The organism is Mesorhizobium ciceri biovar biserrulae WSM1271, from assembly GCF_000185905.1.
Lineage (GTDB): Bacteria > Pseudomonadota > Alphaproteobacteria > Rhizobiales > Rhizobiaceae > Mesorhizobium > Mesorhizobium ciceri.
On sequence record NC_014923.1, the window covers coordinates 4242059 to 4258409 of the forward strand.

Consider the following 16351-nt stretch of genomic DNA (forward strand, 5'->3'; position numbering starts at 1 on the left):
CTCAGAACTCGATCGCTGCGTAGAACATGGCAAAAAGCCCGTCGAGGATGATGACGACGAAGATCGACTTCACCACAGAGGCGGTGACGTGCTGGCCGAGCGATTCGGCGCTGCCGCCGACCTTCATGCCTTCGACCGAGGCAATCGTGCCGATGATCATGGCCATGAACGGCGCCTTGATCAGGCCCGCAAAGATGGTGCTGAGATCGATGGCGACACGCAGCCGGTCGATGAAGGCGGCGGGTGGAATGTCGGAATAGAGCCAGGCAGCCAGGATGCCGCCGCCGAGTGCGGCGAAATTGGCGATGATGGTCAGGCACGGCAAGGCGATGACCAGCGCCACAAGGCGCGGAAAGACCAGGACGCCGATCGGGTTAAGTCCGATGACCTTCAGCGCGTCGACCTCCTCGCGCATCTTCATCGAGCCGATCTCGGCGGTGATCGCGCTGCCGGAGCGGCCGGCGATCATGATCGCCGTCATCAGCACGCCGAGTTCGCGCAGGATCAGCACGCCGACGAGGTCGACGACGAAGATATCGGCGCCGAAATAGCTGAGCTGATAGGCGCCCTGCTGGGCGACGATGGCGCCGACGATCGCCGACATCAGCACCACCACCGGAATGGCGCCGACGCCCATACGGTCGATCTGGTTGAAAATCGCCGCCGGGTTGACCGCATGGCCACGGCCGAGCTTCATCTGCGCGCCACGGATGGTGGCGCCGAGGATGTTCATCGAGGCCAGAAAATCGTCGCGCATCTCGTAGACCCGGCGGCCAACCGCCTCCAGCGCGCGAATGACGATGTTGGGCGGTCGCACCGGGCCGGATTCGGGTTCGCGCCGCACGGCCTCGCCGACAGCTTCGAGCAGGATCGAAGCGATCTCGCTCTGGCCTTGCATCTGGATCTCGACGCCCTTCTTCTCGAAGGCGCTGACCAACCGGTCGATCAGCCAGGCGCCGGCAGTGTCCATCTTCTCGATCTTGGAAACATCGAGCGCCAAGGTTTTGAAGCCGCTTCGCTTTTCGATCTTGCGCATGTCGGCGTCGACGAGTGCAACGGTCCGTGTCGTCCAGATTCCGGAGAAAGCGCAGCCAAGAACGCCGTCCTCCTCGCCGATCGCCACGCGCGGTTCGTGGTCAGCCTCCCCTGCGGTCGTGCCGCTTGCGTCGCGCTTGCCGATGGTCAACATGGCGTCCTGTTTAGCCTGACGGGTCTGACCTGTCGATTTGCCGACAACGCTTGTCGCACAGCAGGAGCAGAAAAATATGGCGCGTGTCATTTCGGTCGAGGCCGAGCGTTTTCCCATCGCCGGAACCTTCACCATTTCGCGCGGTTCCAAGACCGAAGCCGAAGTGATCTCCTGCACGATCAGCGACGGCGGCCATTTCGGCCGCGGCGAATGCGTCCCCTACAAGCGCTATGGGGAGACGATTGAGGGCGTGCGCGAGGCGATCGACGCCATGCGCGGCCGGATCGCCGAGGGCATCAGCCGCAGCGCCTTGCTCGATGCCATGCCGGCCGGAGCCGCCCGCAACGCCATAGACTGCGCCCTATGGGATCTGGAGGCGAAGCTCAGCGGAACATCGGTGGCGGTTGCGATAGGCGCTGTTCCCTTGCAGGCGCTCGAAACCGCCTACACGCTGTCGCTGGGCGAGCCGGAGGCGATGGCGGCGCAGGCCCGCGTCAATGCCGCGAGGCCGCTGCTCAAGGTCAAGATCGGCGGCGACAACGACATTGCCCGCATCCGGGCGGTCAGGCAGGCAGCGCCAGACAGCCGCATCATCCTCGACGCCAATGAGGGCTGGAGCGACGACAACATCGTTGCGAACCTCGCCTTTGCCGCCGAACAAAGCATCGCGCTGATCGAACAGCCGCTGCCGGCCGGTCATGACGAGATCCTGCGCCATATCGCCCATCCGGTGCCGATCTGCGCCGATGAAAGCGTGCACGAGGCTAAGAATCTCGAAGCGCTTGTCGGTCTTTACGATGCCGTCAACATCAAGCTCGACAAGTCGGGGGGCCTGACTGCGGCACTGGTGCTGCGCGATCGCGCCCGCGAACTCGGTTTCGGCGTGATGGTCGGCTGCATGGTCGGCACCTCATTGGCGATGGCGCCAGCGGTGCTGCTTGCCCAGCATGCCGATTTCGTCGACCTCGACGGTCCGCTGCTGCTTGCCCGCGACCGGGTACCGGGCCTTGTCTACCAGGGATCGCTGGTGTCACCGCCCGATACGGCGCTCTGGGGCTGAGCGCGCAGCAAGGCCGATCAGCGCCAGTCCGATCAACGCAATCGGGATCATGGCAAAGAAGCCGTCGACACCGAGACGGTCGTAGAGCGGGCCGGACGCTAGCGTCACCACCGCCATGAAGAAGCCGTTGGAGAAATAGGCGATGCCTTGCGCGGCACCTGTCCGCTCCTCGGAGATCGTTTCGCCGATCATCTTCTGCAGCCCGATCAGCCCCAGCGCCACCGAGACCGAGTGCAGCGACTGGACAGCGAAGAAGCCGGGAATGCCGAGGCCGCGCGGCCAGACCAGCGGAAAGGCGATCCAGCGCACGATGGAGCCGATTCCGGCCATCACCATGACCGACACGACGGAGAACCGGTCGAAAAAGCGGGTGAACATCATGAACATGCAGACTTCCGACACCACGCCCCAAGCCCATAAGAGACCGACTACCGAATCGCCGAGGCCGATCGACTTCCAGTAGATGGAGACGAAACCGTAGAGGAATGCGTGGCTGGCGGTGATGACGCCGACGCCCGTGGAAAAATACAGGAAATACGGGTTGAGAAGCTTCGGCGCTGAATGCTGGATGTCGGTGGCCGACAGCGGCGAGGCGCGCCGCGGACGGCCAAGGCGCGGCGCCAGCAGGCCGGCGGCAAGGGCGGCGGCAAACGCCACCAGAATGATAACCGGAACGGCTTGTGAACCGGTTACCGACAGAATGAAGCCGCCGGCGATATTGGCGAACAAATAGGAGATCGAGCCCCATTTGCGCATGCTTGTGTAGTTCGAACCGAAGCGGCGGACACCCGAAAGAGCCAGCGAATCGGCGATCGGCGAATGCGGCGTCCAGACGATGGTCAGCGCCAGCGAGACCGCCAGCACCATCGCATAGGTGGGTGTCAGGAAATAACCTGCCGACAAAAGCAGCGACGCAGCCATCAGCGCGACATAGACGTCGGCGCGGTCCCTGGCACGGTCGGCCAGCGCGGTCAGCAGCGGCGTCGTCACCACGCGCAGGAACATCGGCGCCGCCAGAATGATCGCGATCTGCTCGGCATGAAAACCCTTGGCCTGCAACCACAGCGGAAAATACGGCAAGTGCGTTCCGAGCGGCACGAAAAGCGTCGCGAAGATCAGGCTCATGCGCAGTTCGAAATGGCGCGGCTTGACGAGTTGTTCGGGCGAGAGCTGCGGCAGGGACATGAATCGATCCAATCGCGCTGTATTCGACCGGAGGGCAACGCGTATCGATCCCTTAACATGGACGAAAACCGGACGAAACCGGTTGGACTAATTGATTGATTCCGAAGCCGAAAAGACTTCGGACTAGGCCGCCTGCCCTACCCGGTCCTCGATGAGCAGCGGGATAAAGGGCTCGTCCGGCGCCTCGGGCAGCACCTGCGCCCAGGTCAGGATTTCCATGCGGCCGTCAAAATGCTCGACCACAGCCGTACAACTTTCCACCCAGTCGCCGGTGTTGATGTACTGGACATCGCCAAAATTTTCGATGACGGCATGATGGATGTGGCCACAGATGACGCCATCGACATGCGAACGGCGCGCCTCGTCGGCAAGCATGGTCTGGAACGAGCCGATGAAGTTCACCGCCTTCTTGACGTTGTGCTTGGCCCAGGACGAAAACGACCAATAAGGCAGGCCGAGCAGTTGGCGCAGCCGCGTCACCACGCGGTTGACCAGCATGGCCGCGTCATAGGCGTGGTCACCGAGATAGGCGAGCCAGCGCGCATTGTGGACCACGGTGTCGAACTGGTCGCCATGGATGACGAGCAGCCGCTTGCCGTCGGCGGTCTCGTGGATGGCGCGATCGGCAACGACGATGCCACCGAAATGCACGCCCTGGAACTGGCGGGCGAACTCGTCATGGTTGCCGGCGATGTAGGTGATGTTGGCGCCCTTGCGCGCCTTGCGCAGCAGTTTCTGCACGACGTCGTTGTGGCTTTGCGGCCAATGCCAGCTCCGCCGCAGCCGCCAGCCATCAACGATGTCACCCACCAGATAGATGATATCGGCATCGTGATATCGAAGGAAATCGATCAGGAACTCGGCCTTGGCCGCCTTCGAGCCCAGATGGACGTCGGAAATGAACATGCTGCGGAACGTGCGGGGCTCTTGGCCGGACATCGCGATTTCACCGTTGCTTTCGCGAGCCTATGCCCCGATTCATGCAACAACCGTATGACGGTTGCGATTGGTCCAGCCGAAGGACTAGCTTGCCGGCCAAATCACAGGAGAAATCGTCATGGATCTCGGTATCCGCGGAAAGAAGGCCATCGTCTGCGCTTCGAGCAAGGGACTTGGGCGCGGTTGCGCCATGGCGCTGGCGGAAGCCGGCTGCGACATCGTCGTCAACGGACGCAATGCGGAGTTGGTGGCGAAAACCGCCGCTGAGTTGCGCGAGCGCTATGGCGTCACGGTGACGGAAGTCGTCGGCGACGTCTCGAAGCCGGAGGTGCAGAAGGCGCTGCTCGTGGCTTGCCCCGAGCCGGATATTCTCGTCAACAACAATGGCGGACCGCCGCTTCGCGACTTCCGCACGCTCGATCGCGAAAAGATCCTCGAAGGCGTTACCCAGAACATGGTGACGCCGATCGAGCTCGTGCAGGCCGTGCTGGACGGCATGGCGGCGCGCGGCTTCGGTCGCATCGTCAACATCACCTCGCTGTCGGTCTATGTGCCCATTCCCGGCCTCGACCTGTCGTCCGGCGCGCGTGCCGGCCTGACCTCGTTCCTTGCCGGCGTGGCCAGAACGGTTGTCGACCGCAACGTTACCATCAACAGCCTTCTGCCGGGCAAGCTCGACACCGACCGGCTGCGCGCCCCGCATGAGGCCGGCACAGTCGAAAGCCCTGAGGCCGCAGCCGCGCGCAAGACCCGCATCAGCGCCGATGTTCCGGCCAAGCGGCTCGGCACGCCGGAGGAGTTCGGCCAGATCTGCGCCTTCCTGTGCTCGGTCCATGCCGGCTATCTGACCGGGCAGAACATACCGGTCGATGGTGGTCTTTACGTCAGCGCCTTTTGATCAACTTATCCGTGAAACGGTCGGAGTCGTCCGTCAGAAAACCATCATAAATATTTGATTATTCGAGGTTTTCTACGCGCCGCCGGGTATTGCCGCCGGCGCGTCAATTAGCGTCGCGAAAAGCCACGGGTGCATGCTAAAAGGGAATCTCCAGCCAGATTTCGAGGGAGCGGCCGCATGGAAGGCGAGAGCAAAAAGACGGCACGTTCGGACCTCGACGAAGCCGCCCTCTACTTCCACAAGCACCCAAGGCCGGGAAAGCTCGAGATACAGGCGACCAAGCCGCTCGGCAATCAGCGCGACCTCGCGCTCGCCTATTCCCCCGGTGTCGCCGCTCCCTGCCTGGAAATCCGCGACGATCCGGCGACCGCCGCCGACTACACCGCACGCGCCAATCTGGTCGGTGTCGTCACAAACGGATCGGCCGTACTCGGCCTCGGCAATATCGGACCGCTGGCCTCCAAACCGGTCATGGAAGGCAAGGCCGTCCTGTTCAAGAAGTTCGCCGGCATCGATGTCTTCGACATAGAGATCGACGCGCCCGCTATCGAGCGCATGGTCGAGACGATCTCGGCCCTCGAGCCGACCTTCGGCGGCATCAACCTCGAGGACATCAAGGCGCCGGAATGCTTCGAGGTCGAGGAACAGCTGAAGGCCCGCATGGGCATACCGGTGTTCCACGACGACCAGCACGGCACCGCCATCATCGTCGCTGCCGCCGTGCTCAACGGGCTGGAGTTCGCCGGCAAGACCATATCGGACATCAAGATCGTCACCTCCGGCGCCGGGGCTGCCGCCCTTGCCTGCCTCAACCTGCTGGTCTCGCTCGGCGCCAAGGTCGAAAACATCTGGGTCACCGACCGTTTCGGCGTCGCCTACAAGGGCCGCACCGATGAGATGGATCGCTGGAAAGACCCCTATGTGAAGGACACCGAGGCGCGCACGCTGGCCGACGTCATTTCGGGCGCCGACGTCTTCCTCGGCCTGTCGGCGGCAGGCGTACTGAAGCCGGAACTGCTCCAGCACATGGCGCCGAAGCCGCTGATCCTGGCGCTGGCCAACCCCAATCCGGAGATCATGCCGGAAATAGCGCGTGCAGCGCGTCCGGATGCGATGATCTGCACCGGCCGGTCCGATTTTCCCAATCAGGTCAACAATGTACTGTGTTTTCCTTACATTTTTCGCGGTGCGCTCGACTGCGGCGCCAGCGCCATCAATGAGGAGATGAAGATGGCGGCGGTGCGGGCAATCGCGGCGCTCGCACGCGAGGAACCTTCGGACGTCGCTGCCCGCGCCTATTCCGGCGAGACGCCGATCTTCGGCCCTGAATTCCTGATCCCTTCGCCCTTCGATCCGCGGCTGATCCTGCGCATAGCGCCCGCGGTCGCCAAGGCAGCCTGCGACACCGGCGTCGCGACGCGGCCGATCACCGACTTTGCCGCCTATATCGACAAGCTGAACCGCTTCGTCTTCCGCTCCGGCCTGGTGATGAAGCCGGTGTTCTCGTCCGCCAAGGCATCGAGCGCCAAGCGCGTCATCTATGCCGACGGCGAGGATGAGCGCGTGCTGCGCGCTGCCCAGGTGGTGCTCGAGGAAGGCATCGCCGAGCCGATCCTGATCGGCCGCCCGCACGTCATCGAAGTGCGCCTGAAGCGCTACGGCCTGCGCATCAAGCCCGGCGTCGATTTCGGCCTCATCAACCCGGAAGACGATCCGCGCTACCGCCACTATGTCGACCTTTTGATCGAACACGCCGGCCGGCGTGGCGTGACGACGGAGGCCGCGCGCACCATGGTGCGCACCGACAACACGGTGATCGCAGCACTTGCGCTGAAACGCGGCGATGCCGACGCCATGGTCTGCGGCCTCGAAGGTCGGTTCGAGCGGCATCTGCGCAACGTCACCTTGATCATCGGCCCCCGCGCCGGCATCAAGGACCACGACCTGTCGACGCTTTCCATGCTGATCTCGCAGCGCGGCATCATCTTTCTGACCGACACCCACGTCTCCGTCGACCCGACGGCGGAAGAAATCGCCGAGATGACGGTGCTGGCGGCGGAAGAAATCCAGCGCTTCGGCATCGAGCCGAAGGCAGCACTCTTGTCGCATTCCGATTTCGGCTCGCGCGATTCGCCCAGCGCCGTGAAGATGCGGCAAGCAGCGGCGATCCTGGCGCGCATCGCGCCTGACCTTGAATGCGATGGCGAGATGCATGCGGACACTGCTCTGTCGGAGCACCTGCGCCAGCGCGTCTATCCCCATTCGAGACTGAAGGGCGAAGCCAATTTGCTGGTGTTCCCCAACCTCGATTCGGCCAACATCACGCTGACGGCGCTCAGAACCATGACGGATGCGCTGCATGTCGGGCCGATCCTGCTCGGCACCGACATGCCGGCGCATATATTGACGCCGTCTGTCACCTCGCGCGGCGTCGTCAACATGACGGCGCTTGCCGTGGTCGAAGCCGCCCACAAGGCACAAGCGGTCGTCAATCTGGGCTGAACACGGATTTCGCGGTAAACTGCAGTTAACCGCGAACACGGTAGCCTTGCGGGGCTAACAGTCGGATTTGGAAGGCGGAGTTTGGGCGGATGGCAAGCGGAGGGTGGAAGCAGGCGCATGCTGCCGTGCTGCTTGGCCTGCTGTTGTCCGCAACCTGGGGAGTAGCCAAGCCACAGGCTGCTTCGCGGGTCTGCCGCCAGTTGGAAGCCGATCTTGCCGCGTCCTCGCGCGGCGGCGGTGGCGGTCCGGCGCTAGTCCGGAAATACGATTCCGCGATTGCCAGGCAGCATGAGCAGATTTCGAAGGCTCGCAGCCAGGCGAGCCAGGCCGGGTGCGGTTTTTCGCTGTTTGGCCGCAACCTCAATCAATGCGCCGGGCTCAACGCCACCATCGACCGCATGAATGCCAATCTCGACGCCTTGCAAAACAAGCGCGAGCGGCTGGCTGGCGGTGGCTCTCGCCGCGATCGCGGACGCATCCTGGCGGCGCTCGACGCTAATGGCTGCCGCGACGACACCGTTGCGCCTCGGCGTGCGCCTTTGCAGGAAGCGAACCGCGACGGCGGCAGCGCAAACCTGTTCGATCAGCTCTTCGGCGGCAACAGCAAGCAGCTCGATATGCTTGATGAACCCAACCAGCCCGACGATCCCAGCGAGGAGCGCAATGTCCGCCGTGTGCTCAACCAGCCCGGCGTACCGGATTTTCCGAGCGTCGGTGGCGAATTCCACACGTCCTGTGTGCGCACCTGCGACGGCTACTTTTTCCCTATGTCGAACTCGGCCTCGGCAGGCGATTTCGAACGCGACCAGAAGAATTGCGAATCGAGCTGCCCCGGAACCGAGATGCAGGTTTTCTATTCGCGCGGCATGGACGACGATTCGGCGTCGATGACGTCATCTGTCACCGGCCGGCCTTACAGCGAATTGCCGACCGCCTATCTCTACAAGAGGCCCGGCATGTCGCGGCCGCCGGCTTGCGGCTGCAACGCCGCTGCGCAGGGTTTCCAGATCATTGCCGGCAATCCGCCGAATCCGGCGCAATCGCAGCCAGAGACAGACGCGTCATCATTCATTCCAGTCCCGGTTGCAAAACCTGATCCGGGCGCCGATCCCGAAACGCTGGCCAATCTGGAAGGTGGGCTCGACCGCGAGGCGATCAAGCGGCTTTCCGCCAGGCCGGTGACGTCGCCCGTGTCCGCGCTGCCGCCGGAACAGCGCAAGGTCAGGGTCGTCGGGCCAACGTTCCTTCCCGACCCATCAGCGGCAATAGATCTGCAAGCTCCGGCCCCGAAGGCAGTCCGGTAAGGGCTGTCCTGAGCGGCATGAACAACGCCTTGCCCTTGCGGCCGGTCGCTTCCCTGATCTTGCCCGTCCAGTCCTTCCAGATCGTCGCGGTCCAGGGTTCCTCCGGCAGCAGGTCGAATGCCTGTCGAAGAAAGTCGCGGTCGTCATCGGAAAATTCCGCCTTCTCCTGCGGTCCTTCGCGCAGGATGCGCCACCAGTTGACCGCATCGGCCAGCCTGTCGAGATTGCCGCGCACCGCCAGCCAGAACGGTTCGGCCTGCTCGCCGGAGACGCCGAGCACGATCAGACGGTCTTGTGCCTCGCTGAACGGCATGTGGTGCAGCAGCGACCGGTTGAGCACGAACAGCTCGTCCGGATCGAACTTGGCCGCGGATTTCGATGTCGCCGCCGGATCGAAGCGTTCGGCGAGTTCGCCCATCGTCGGCATCGCCGCGACATTCTCCGAAGTGCCTACCAGGACCGCCAATGATGCGACGGCCATCGGCTCGATCCCGTCCTCGCGCAGGCTTTCGATGGAGAGCGCGCCGGTGCGCTTCGACAAGCCCTCGCCCGATGCGGTGGTCAGGAGATTGTGGTGGCCGAAGACTGGCGGCTCGGCAGCCAGCGCCTGGAACAGGGCGATCTGCACGCCGGTGTTGGTGACATGGTCGTCGCCGCGGATGACATGGCTGACGCCCATCTCGATGTCGTCGACCACGGAAGGCAGCGTATAGAGATAGGTGCCGTCCTCGCGCACCAGGACCGGGTCGGAAAGCGAGGCCAGATCGACGGTTTCCTCACCGCGCACCAAGTCGTTCCAGTGGATTTCAGTGCGTTCCGGCTGTTGTGGATCGTCTGAGAAATTGGGCAGGAGAAAACGCCAGTGCGGCCGGCGGCCATCGGTCTGGTATTCGGCGATCTGTTCGTGCGTAAGGGTCAACGCCTCGCGGCCATAGACGGGCGGCAGACCGCGCGTGCGGCGCACCTTGCGCCTGAGATCCAGCTCCTCCGGCGTTTCGTAGCAGGCATAGAGAACGCCTGCCGCCTTCAGCCTCTCGACCGCCGCGTCATAGACTTCGAAGCGCCGCGACTGGTACTCGGTGGCGTCGGGAAAAATGCCCAACCAATGCAGGTCGTATAGGATGGCGTCGGAAAACTCCTGCTTCGAGCGCGCAATGTCGGTGTCGTCGAAGCGCTGGATGAAGCGACCCTTGTTGTTCACGGCGAACAGCCAGTTGAACAGAGCCGTGCGCGCATTGCCGATATGGATGCGGCCGGTCGGCGAAGGGGCGAAACGAACGGTAACTGTCATGAGCGGGGCGTACCGGATGCTTTTACGATTGACAAGACGCGCCCCCGCGCTGCCCGGCAGACATAGAACATGGCGGCTGGAATGAAAAGACCGGGCGTTGGACGCCTCAGGAGGCACCCATTCCGCAGGCGGCCTTTGTAACCGAGCGCTGCCAGCCGCTGGGGCCGACCACCGGTTGAAGGCGATCAGCGGCCGAAATCATCGGAACTGAGGCGGGTCCAGCGGTCGCCCACCAATCCACCGATAAAGATGTCGCCGGAGCGGACCGCTTCCGTGACCTCGGCGATCCGCGAGCGGACCATCGTTCCCCCGGCATAGCGGAAGAAGACATTCTTGTAGCCAAAGAGTTGGGATATGAATCTGGTCTGCGTCTGCCCGGTGATGCCCACGCAGCCCATCTCCCATGCGGCGGCGACAAGCGCATCCAGCGTCGCGCCCCAATGCGATCCGAATGCCTGGATTTGCAACAGGTTCGCCATGTCGCCGGCTTGACCATAGAAGGCATAACAACCGAGCATTTTGCCCGTTTCGTCGTAGATCCCACCGAAATGAAGGGGGCCGTCGGCCCGCTTCTCGGCCGCCAGCGCAAGCAGCCGTGGCAACTCCCCATCCTTCCAACTCGGCCGAAGAGCGTAACCAGACAGGAGGGTCGGCAGTTCCTCGGCAAATTGCACGGCATTGATCGGCTCACGGTGGGTGCGATGCGACGATGAATGCTGGACGGGGGGCTCGAACCTTCTTTTCGCAAGAGCATCGAATGCTCGCGCAAAGGGGTCGAGTACAAGGTGAGGCAGGCCGGGCCATTTACGGTGCAGTGCGGCGGCGGCCATTCCCGCCGGCCGGAAGACATATGTCCATCCCAGACAATGCACCGGCAGGAGTTGATACTTCATCGGGCGCGCGAAGGCCAAGGATGTCCGGTTGGCCGAATCGGTCAGCTGCAGATCGAATTCGCCTTGATGCAATGCCCGCAGCAATTGCGGTCCGGCCGAGCCGTCATCGGTGCCGGGGTCGGCCATGAGCGGCCCGATGATCGCCGCATTCAATGGCGCACCATTGAGCTCGTAGCGGGCTTTCAAAACGCCGAGGAACCCACCCAGGCGGCCCTGCCGGTTGATCTGGACAAGAGCGTTGCTTTCACCGGAGTGGCCGGCAGGGTCGAGATAAATCTCTCTCATATACGCGGCCGTTTCGGCGATCGCGCGATCGAGGAGGTGACGGCGGCGCCGGCGAAACTTCGTCAGGAAGAGTGCGGCGACGCGCTCGAGATCTTCGGCAGCAAGCGGCCGAACCGAGCCATGCTGAGATTCCAGCACTGACGGCGCAGCCAACTTTTCCTCGGCATTCGCAGAAAGATGCATCGTGAAGAACGTCCGTGGGTTGCCTCCATCGGATATATATCAACCAATGGTAGAAACAACGTATCTCGGTCAATATGATGAACAGAGGTCCCAAGACTTACTATCCGGACAGGACTTCACAGGCAAATCAAGTCGGCCAGCATCACGGCGCTGATCGACGGATCGACTGCCTTCCTGCGATCGCATCTCCTGCTCCAGCCCGCTGGGCTGACCGTGCCTGACAGAGGCGGCCTCCGGCCGAAGCTGGAGGCCGCCTCAGGTCAGCTGACAAGTCCCTTGGTCAGTTCGAGCGCCTGGCGTTCGAACAGGCGACGGTAGATGCCGCCTTTCAGCCGGATCAGTTCGTCATGCGAGCCTTCCTCGACGATGTTGCCGCGATCGAAGACCAGCAGCCTGTCGAGCGCCCGCACTGTCGAAAGCCGGTGCGCGATGACCAGCGTGGTGCGGCCGACCATCAGCCGCTCCATCGCCTGCTGGATCAGCACCTCCGATTCCGAATCGAGGCTCGATGTCGCCTCGTCGAGGATCAGGATGCGCGCATCGGCAAGGAAGGCGCGCGCGATCGCCACGCGCTGACGCTCGCCACCCGACAGTTTCACGCCGCGTTCGCCGACCAGTGTACCGTAGCCCTTTGGCAGGTTGGTGATGAAGTCATGCGCACTCGCCAGCTTCGCGGCATGCTCGATCTCCTCCTGCGACGCACTCGGCCTGGCATAGGCGATGTTTTCGGCCAGGGACCGGTGGAACAGGATCGGCTCCTGCTGAACGATGGCGATCTGCCCGCGCAGCGAGGCTTGCGCCACCTGCGAGATGTCCTGACCGTCGACCAGGATTTTCCCCGCGTTCACGTCATAGAGCCGCTGGATAAGCTTGACGAAGGTCGTCTTGCCCGACCCCGAATGGCCGACCAGCCCGACGCGCTCACCCGGCGCGATATCGACCGAAAAGTCGCGGTAAAGCGCGGATCGGTGATGGCCATAGTGAAAGGTGACGTTGTCGAAGCTGATCCGTCCTTCGGTGATCCGGATCGGCTTGGCACCTGGCCGGTCCTCGATGCCGAGCGGTTCGGACTGGAAATCGACCAGCTCTTCCATATCGTTGATGGAGCGCTGCAGGTTGCGGATATGCGTGCCGATGTCCCTGAGATAGCCCTGCAGCACAAAGAGCGAGGTCAGCACGAACGCAACGTCGCCGGCGCTCGCCTGCCCCCAGGACCACAGCATCAGCGCCAGGCCGATCACCGCAGCGCGCATGACCAGCAGCAGCACTCCTTGCGTGGTGCCGTTGATGGTGCCGCGCACCCAGGTGCGCCGTGTACGCGCACGCCATTTGGCGACGACCTCGGCCAGGCGGCGTTCTTCGCGCTCCTCGGCGCCAAAGCCCTTGACCACGGCGTTGCAGCTGACCGCGTCGGCCAGCGAGCCGCCGAGGCGGGTATCCCAGGTGTTGGCGAGCCTTGCCGCCGGCGCGACATAGCCAAGTGACAGCAGCGCCGTCACCGTGATGAACAGCACCGAACCGGCAGCAACGACCGCACCCATCAACGGCCAGAACCAGCCGAGCAGCAACGTCGACCCGACCAGCATGACGATCGACGGCAGCAACGCGATGAGGATGGTGTCGTTGAGCAGGTCGAGCGCCCACATGCCGCGCGTCACCTTGCGGACGGTCGAGCCGGCAAAGCTGTTGGCATGCCAGTCGGTGGAAAAGCGCTGAACGCGATGGAAAGCATCGGCGGCGATGTCGGCCATCATCTTCAAGGTCAGCTCGACGATGCCCATGAACGCCAAGTTGCGCAACACGACGCCGGCCAGCGCCAGCGCCATCAACATCGAGAACGCCGTCAGCGCGGCATTCCAGCCAATCGCGTCGGCGCCGGCGCTGCTGGCGACGGCGTCGACCAGCCGGCCGGAATAGAGCGGCGTCAGCACATCGGCCAGCGTCGACAGCAGGAAGCTGGCCATGATGAGCGAGAGCCGCCACGGCTGGCGCCGCCAATGGGTGAGCGTGAAGCCGAGAACGCTGCGAAAGGCGCTCGCGCGCAAATCGATCTTGAAACGAGCCATGATGTCATTCGGGCACAAACGAGCCCGATCCCAGTAGGTCGAAAATTGAAGAAGCCGCGCAAGGGCCAATGATTGCCCGGAAGCGGAGTGGCATATTTGGCGTATCGCCCATAACCGGGCGGCGATCGGCATCGGCAAAAGCCTGTGCTCGATCCGGCATCGGCACGAAGGGCAAACCTTCGCGGAGCGCCGGATGAGACCTAGGCTTCGCGGCCTCGCATTACCATGTGAAATACTGCCATTCGGACCTCCCGCAAGACAATTGCGGAGGGGTTCTTATAGAGACGCTCCGATGCACCGCCAAGACGGGCTGACGCCAAAAGCGTATCTGGTCCAACCACTGCGATTATTTTGCAACAATGGCGGGCAAGCCGCGCCTCATTCAGGAACGCGATCCAAGCGCATGTAGCGGCCATCGGTCGATGGCTTGAACCCGAGCTTTTCATACATGCCATGGGCATCGCTGGTCGACAGGCTCCAATGGAAAACGGTCCTGACCTCCGGATGGTCGATCAAGGCCTGGACGAGCCGGCTTCCTATGCCTTGCCCGCGATTCTCCGGCCAGATGATGAGATCGGCGAGATAGGCGAAAACCGTGCGTCGGTGATCGCCCGGCCGAATCCGACTTGCCTGCCATCGACATAGGCGCCGACGCAAAGTGAATTGGCAAAGGCGCGGCGATAGACTTCGTCAGTGCGTCCGGCGCCCCAATAGCTTGCCATCAACAGGGCCGATGTCGCACGGAAATCGATCCGTGACATGTCGAAGCTGATCTCACAATCGGGCATGGTTGTCTCCGGCCGCGCCGCGTGCGCTTTCGGTACCTAGCTGCGATCCCTGAAACGATTGGTGATGGGGTAGCGGCGGTCGCGGCCAAAATTCTTTTTCGTGATCTTCACGCCTGGCGCCGCCTGCCGTCGCTTGTATTCTGCGATGTAGAGCAGGTGCTCGATGCGCGTCACCGTCGCCCGGTCATGGCCGCGCGCGACGATGTCGTCGACACCCATCTCATTCTCGACCAGGCATTCGAGGATATCGTCCAGCACCGGATAGGGCGGCAGCGAATCCTGATCGGTCTGGTTCTCGCGCAATTCCGCCGACGGTGCCTTGTCGATGATGTTTTTCGGGATCACCTCGCCCGAGGGGCCCAGCGCACCCGGCGGCACGTGGCTGTTGCGCCAGCGCGACAGCGCGTAGACCTGCATCTTGTAGAGGTCCTTGATCGGATTGAAGCCGCCATTCATGTCGCCATAGAGCGTGGCATAACCGACCGACATCTCGCTCTTGTTGCCGGTGGTGACGACCATCGAGCCGAACTTGTTGGAGATCGCCATCAGGATGGTGCCGCGTGCGCGGCTCTGCAAATTCTCCTCTGTGATACCTTCCTTGGTGCCTTCGAACATCTGCGTCAGTGCGTGCAGAAACCCTTCGACCGGCTCGAAGATCGGCACGATGTCATAGCGGCAGCCGAGAGCGCGGGCGCAATCCTCGGCATCTTTGAGCGAATCCTTCGAGGTATAGCGGTAGGGCATCATCACCGCGCGCAACCGTTCCTCGCCGAGCGCATCGACGGCCAGCGCCGCGCAGATCGCCGAATCGATGCCGCCGGACAGACCAAGCACGACGTTCTTGAAGCCGTTCTTGTTGACGTAGTCGCGCAGGCCCAGCATGCAGGCGCGATAGTCGGCCTCCTCCCGGTCCGGGATTTTCGACATCGGCCCTTCCGAGCAGACCCAGTGATCGCCCTGTCTCTTCCAGGTGGTGACGTCGACCGCTTCCTCGAACTGGCTCATCTGGAAGGCAAGTGTCTTGTCGGCGCCAATGGCAAACGAAGCGCCGTCGAAGATCAGCTCGTCCTGGCCGCCGAGCTGGTTGGCATAGATCATCGGCAGCCCACATTCGATGACCTGGCGGATGACGACCTGGTGGCGGACATCGATCTTGGCGCGATAATAGGGTGAGCCGTTCGGCACCAGCAGGATTTCCGCCCCGCTTTCGGCCAGCGTCTCGCAGATATCGACATCGCCCCAGATGTCCTCGCAGATCGGAATTCCGATGCGCACGCCGCGGAAATTGACCGGCCCCTGGATCTCGGGTCCGGCCTGGAAGACGCGCTTCTCGTCGAACTCGCCGTAGTTCGGCAGATCGAGCTTGTAGCGTTCGGCGATGATCTTGCCGCCGTCGGCGAAGATGATCGAATTGTGCGTGCCGCTCTTGCGCTTCAACGGCGTGCCGATGATGACGCCGGGACCGCCATCCGCGGTGTCGGCGGCAAAGTCCTGTGCCGCCTTTTCGCAGGCTTTCAAAAAGGCCGGCTTCAGCACCAGATCCTCCGGCGGGTAGCCGGCGAGGAAAAGCTCGGTATAGAGCACGAGATCGGCGCCCTGACGTGCGGCATCCGCCCTCGCCTCGCGGGCTTTGGCGAGATTGCCTGATATGTCGCCGACAGTCGGATTGAGCTGGGCGACGGCGATGCGCAGGATGTCGAGCTTCTTGGTCATGCCTGCTGACTTAGCGCGGCAAAATTGCTCGGGCAATGGCGTTCGTTTGGACCAA

General features: G+C 62.9%; 13 protein-coding genes. 4 read left to right on the forward strand and 9 right to left on the reverse strand.

The window, feature by feature from the left end:
• Position 1: 1 nt before the first annotated feature.
• Complete coding sequence (locus MESCI_RS20625) at positions 2-1189, reverse strand: MlaE family ABC transporter permease (RefSeq protein WP_013531885.1); 1188 nt, start codon at positions 1187-1189, stop codon at positions 2-4.
• Positions 1190-1265: 76 nt separating this feature from the next.
• Here MESCI_RS20625 and dgcA point away from each other — a divergent pair, with 76 nt between their 5' ends.
• On the forward strand, positions 1266-2249 hold the full coding sequence (gene dgcA, locus MESCI_RS20630; protein ID WP_013531886.1) for an N-acetyl-D-Glu racemase DgcA: 984 nt from the start codon (positions 1266-1268) through the stop codon (positions 2247-2249).
• Here the strand turns inward: dgcA and MESCI_RS20635 are convergent.
• A complete protein-coding gene (locus tag MESCI_RS20635; protein WP_013531887.1) occupies positions 2220-3434 on the reverse strand; it encodes an MFS transporter in 1215 nt (404 codons plus the stop codon). The two genes, dgcA and MESCI_RS20635, sit on opposite strands and share 30 nt — an antisense overlap.
• Before the next feature lie 123 nt (positions 3435-3557).
• On the reverse strand, positions 3558-4373 hold the full coding sequence (locus MESCI_RS20640; RefSeq protein ID WP_013531888.1) for a UDP-2,3-diacylglucosamine diphosphatase: 816 nt from the start codon (positions 4371-4373) through the stop codon (positions 3558-3560).
• Positions 4374-4491: 118 nt separating this feature from the next.
• Between MESCI_RS20640 and MESCI_RS20645 the strand changes: the two genes are divergently transcribed.
• From MESCI_RS20645 to MESCI_RS20655, 3 genes are all read left to right on the forward strand, one after another.
• The gene (locus MESCI_RS20645; RefSeq protein ID WP_013531889.1) at positions 4492-5271 is read left to right on the forward strand and encodes an SDR family oxidoreductase; all 780 of its coding nucleotides are present in this window, start codon (positions 4492-4494) and stop codon (positions 5269-5271) included.
• 177 nt (positions 5272-5448) lie between these two features.
• On the forward strand, positions 5449-7773 hold the full coding sequence (locus MESCI_RS20650) for an NADP-dependent malic enzyme (RefSeq protein WP_013531890.1): 2325 nt from the start codon (positions 5449-5451) through the stop codon (positions 7771-7773).
• Between the two features lie 89 nt (positions 7774-7862).
• The gene (locus MESCI_RS20655; RefSeq protein ID WP_013531891.1) at positions 7863-9077 is read left to right on the forward strand and encodes a DUF2865 domain-containing protein; all 1215 of its coding nucleotides are present in this window, start codon (positions 7863-7865) and stop codon (positions 9075-9077) included.
• Here MESCI_RS20655 and gltX read toward each other — a convergent pair.
• The 6 genes from gltX to MESCI_RS20680 all read right to left on the reverse strand — a co-directional run bounded on the left by gltX (position 8995) and on the right by MESCI_RS20680 (position 16296).
• Positions 8995-10368, reverse strand: a complete 1374-nt coding sequence (gene gltX / locus MESCI_RS20660; RefSeq protein WP_013531892.1) for a glutamate--tRNA ligase — start codon at positions 10366-10368, stop codon at positions 8995-8997. The genes MESCI_RS20655 and gltX overlap by 83 nt on opposite strands.
• A gap of 185 nt (positions 10369-10553) precedes the next feature.
• A complete protein-coding gene (locus MESCI_RS20665) occupies positions 10554-11729 on the reverse strand; it encodes a hypothetical protein (RefSeq protein ID WP_013531893.1) in 1176 nt (391 codons plus the stop codon).
• A gap of 260 nt (positions 11730-11989) precedes the next feature.
• Positions 11990-13795: an ABC transporter ATP-binding protein gene (locus MESCI_RS20670; RefSeq protein WP_013531894.1), complete on the reverse strand. Its 1806-nt coding sequence runs from the start codon at positions 13793-13795 to the stop codon at positions 11990-11992.
• Between the two features lie 378 nt (positions 13796-14173).
• Positions 14174-14416 (reverse strand): GNAT family N-acetyltransferase, encoded by a 243-nt coding sequence (locus tag MESCI_RS33175; RefSeq protein ID WP_338048531.1) that lies wholly within the window; start codon positions 14414-14416, stop codon positions 14174-14176.
• Positions 14332-14583 (reverse strand): hypothetical protein, encoded by a 252-nt coding sequence (locus MESCI_RS33180; RefSeq protein WP_338048539.1) that lies wholly within the window; start codon positions 14581-14583, stop codon positions 14332-14334. Before MESCI_RS33180 ends, MESCI_RS33175 begins: the two co-directional genes overlap by 85 nt.
• 36 nt (positions 14584-14619) lie before the next feature.
• The gene (locus tag MESCI_RS20680; protein ID WP_013531895.1) at positions 14620-16296 is read right to left on the reverse strand and encodes an NAD+ synthase; all 1677 of its coding nucleotides are present in this window, start codon (positions 16294-16296) and stop codon (positions 14620-14622) included.
• Positions 16297-16351 lie beyond the last annotated feature (55 nt).

What these genes read in the sequence shown, in the direction of transcription:
- MESCI_RS20625 (WP_013531885.1), bottom strand. Translation starts at nt 1,189, where the DNA reads ATGTTGACCATCGGCAAGCGCGACGCAAGCGGCACGACCGCAGGGGAG.
- dgcA (WP_013531886.1), top strand. Translation starts at nt 1,266, where the DNA reads ATGGCGCGTGTCATTTCGGTCGAGGCCGAGCGTTTTCCCATCGCCGGA.
- MESCI_RS20635 (WP_013531887.1), bottom strand. Translation starts at nt 3,434, where the DNA reads ATGTCCCTGCCGCAGCTCTCGCCCGAACAACTCGTCAAGCCGCGCCAT.
- MESCI_RS20640 (WP_013531888.1), bottom strand. Translation starts at nt 4,373, where the DNA reads ATGTCCGGCCAAGAGCCCCGCACGTTCCGCAGCATGTTCATTTCCGAC.
- MESCI_RS20645 (WP_013531889.1), top strand. Translation starts at nt 4,492, where the DNA reads ATGGATCTCGGTATCCGCGGAAAGAAGGCCATCGTCTGCGCTTCGAGC.
- MESCI_RS20650 (WP_013531890.1), top strand. Translation starts at nt 5,449, where the DNA reads ATGGAAGGCGAGAGCAAAAAGACGGCACGTTCGGACCTCGACGAAGCC.
- MESCI_RS20655 (WP_013531891.1), top strand. Translation starts at nt 7,863, where the DNA reads ATGGCAAGCGGAGGGTGGAAGCAGGCGCATGCTGCCGTGCTGCTTGGC.
- gltX (WP_013531892.1), bottom strand. Translation starts at nt 10,368, where the DNA reads ATGACAGTTACCGTTCGTTTCGCCCCTTCGCCGACCGGCCGCATCCAT.
- MESCI_RS20665 (WP_013531893.1), bottom strand. Translation starts at nt 11,729, where the DNA reads ATGCATCTTTCTGCGAATGCCGAGGAAAAGTTGGCTGCGCCGTCAGTG.
- MESCI_RS20670 (WP_013531894.1), bottom strand. Translation starts at nt 13,795, where the DNA reads ATGGCTCGTTTCAAGATCGATTTGCGCGCGAGCGCCTTTCGCAGCGTT.
- MESCI_RS33180 (WP_338048539.1), bottom strand. Translation starts at nt 14,583, where the DNA reads ATGCCCGATTGTGAGATCAGCTTCGACATGTCACGGATCGATTTCCGT.
- MESCI_RS20680 (WP_013531895.1), bottom strand. Translation starts at nt 16,296, where the DNA reads ATGACCAAGAAGCTCGACATCCTGCGCATCGCCGTCGCCCAGCTCAAT.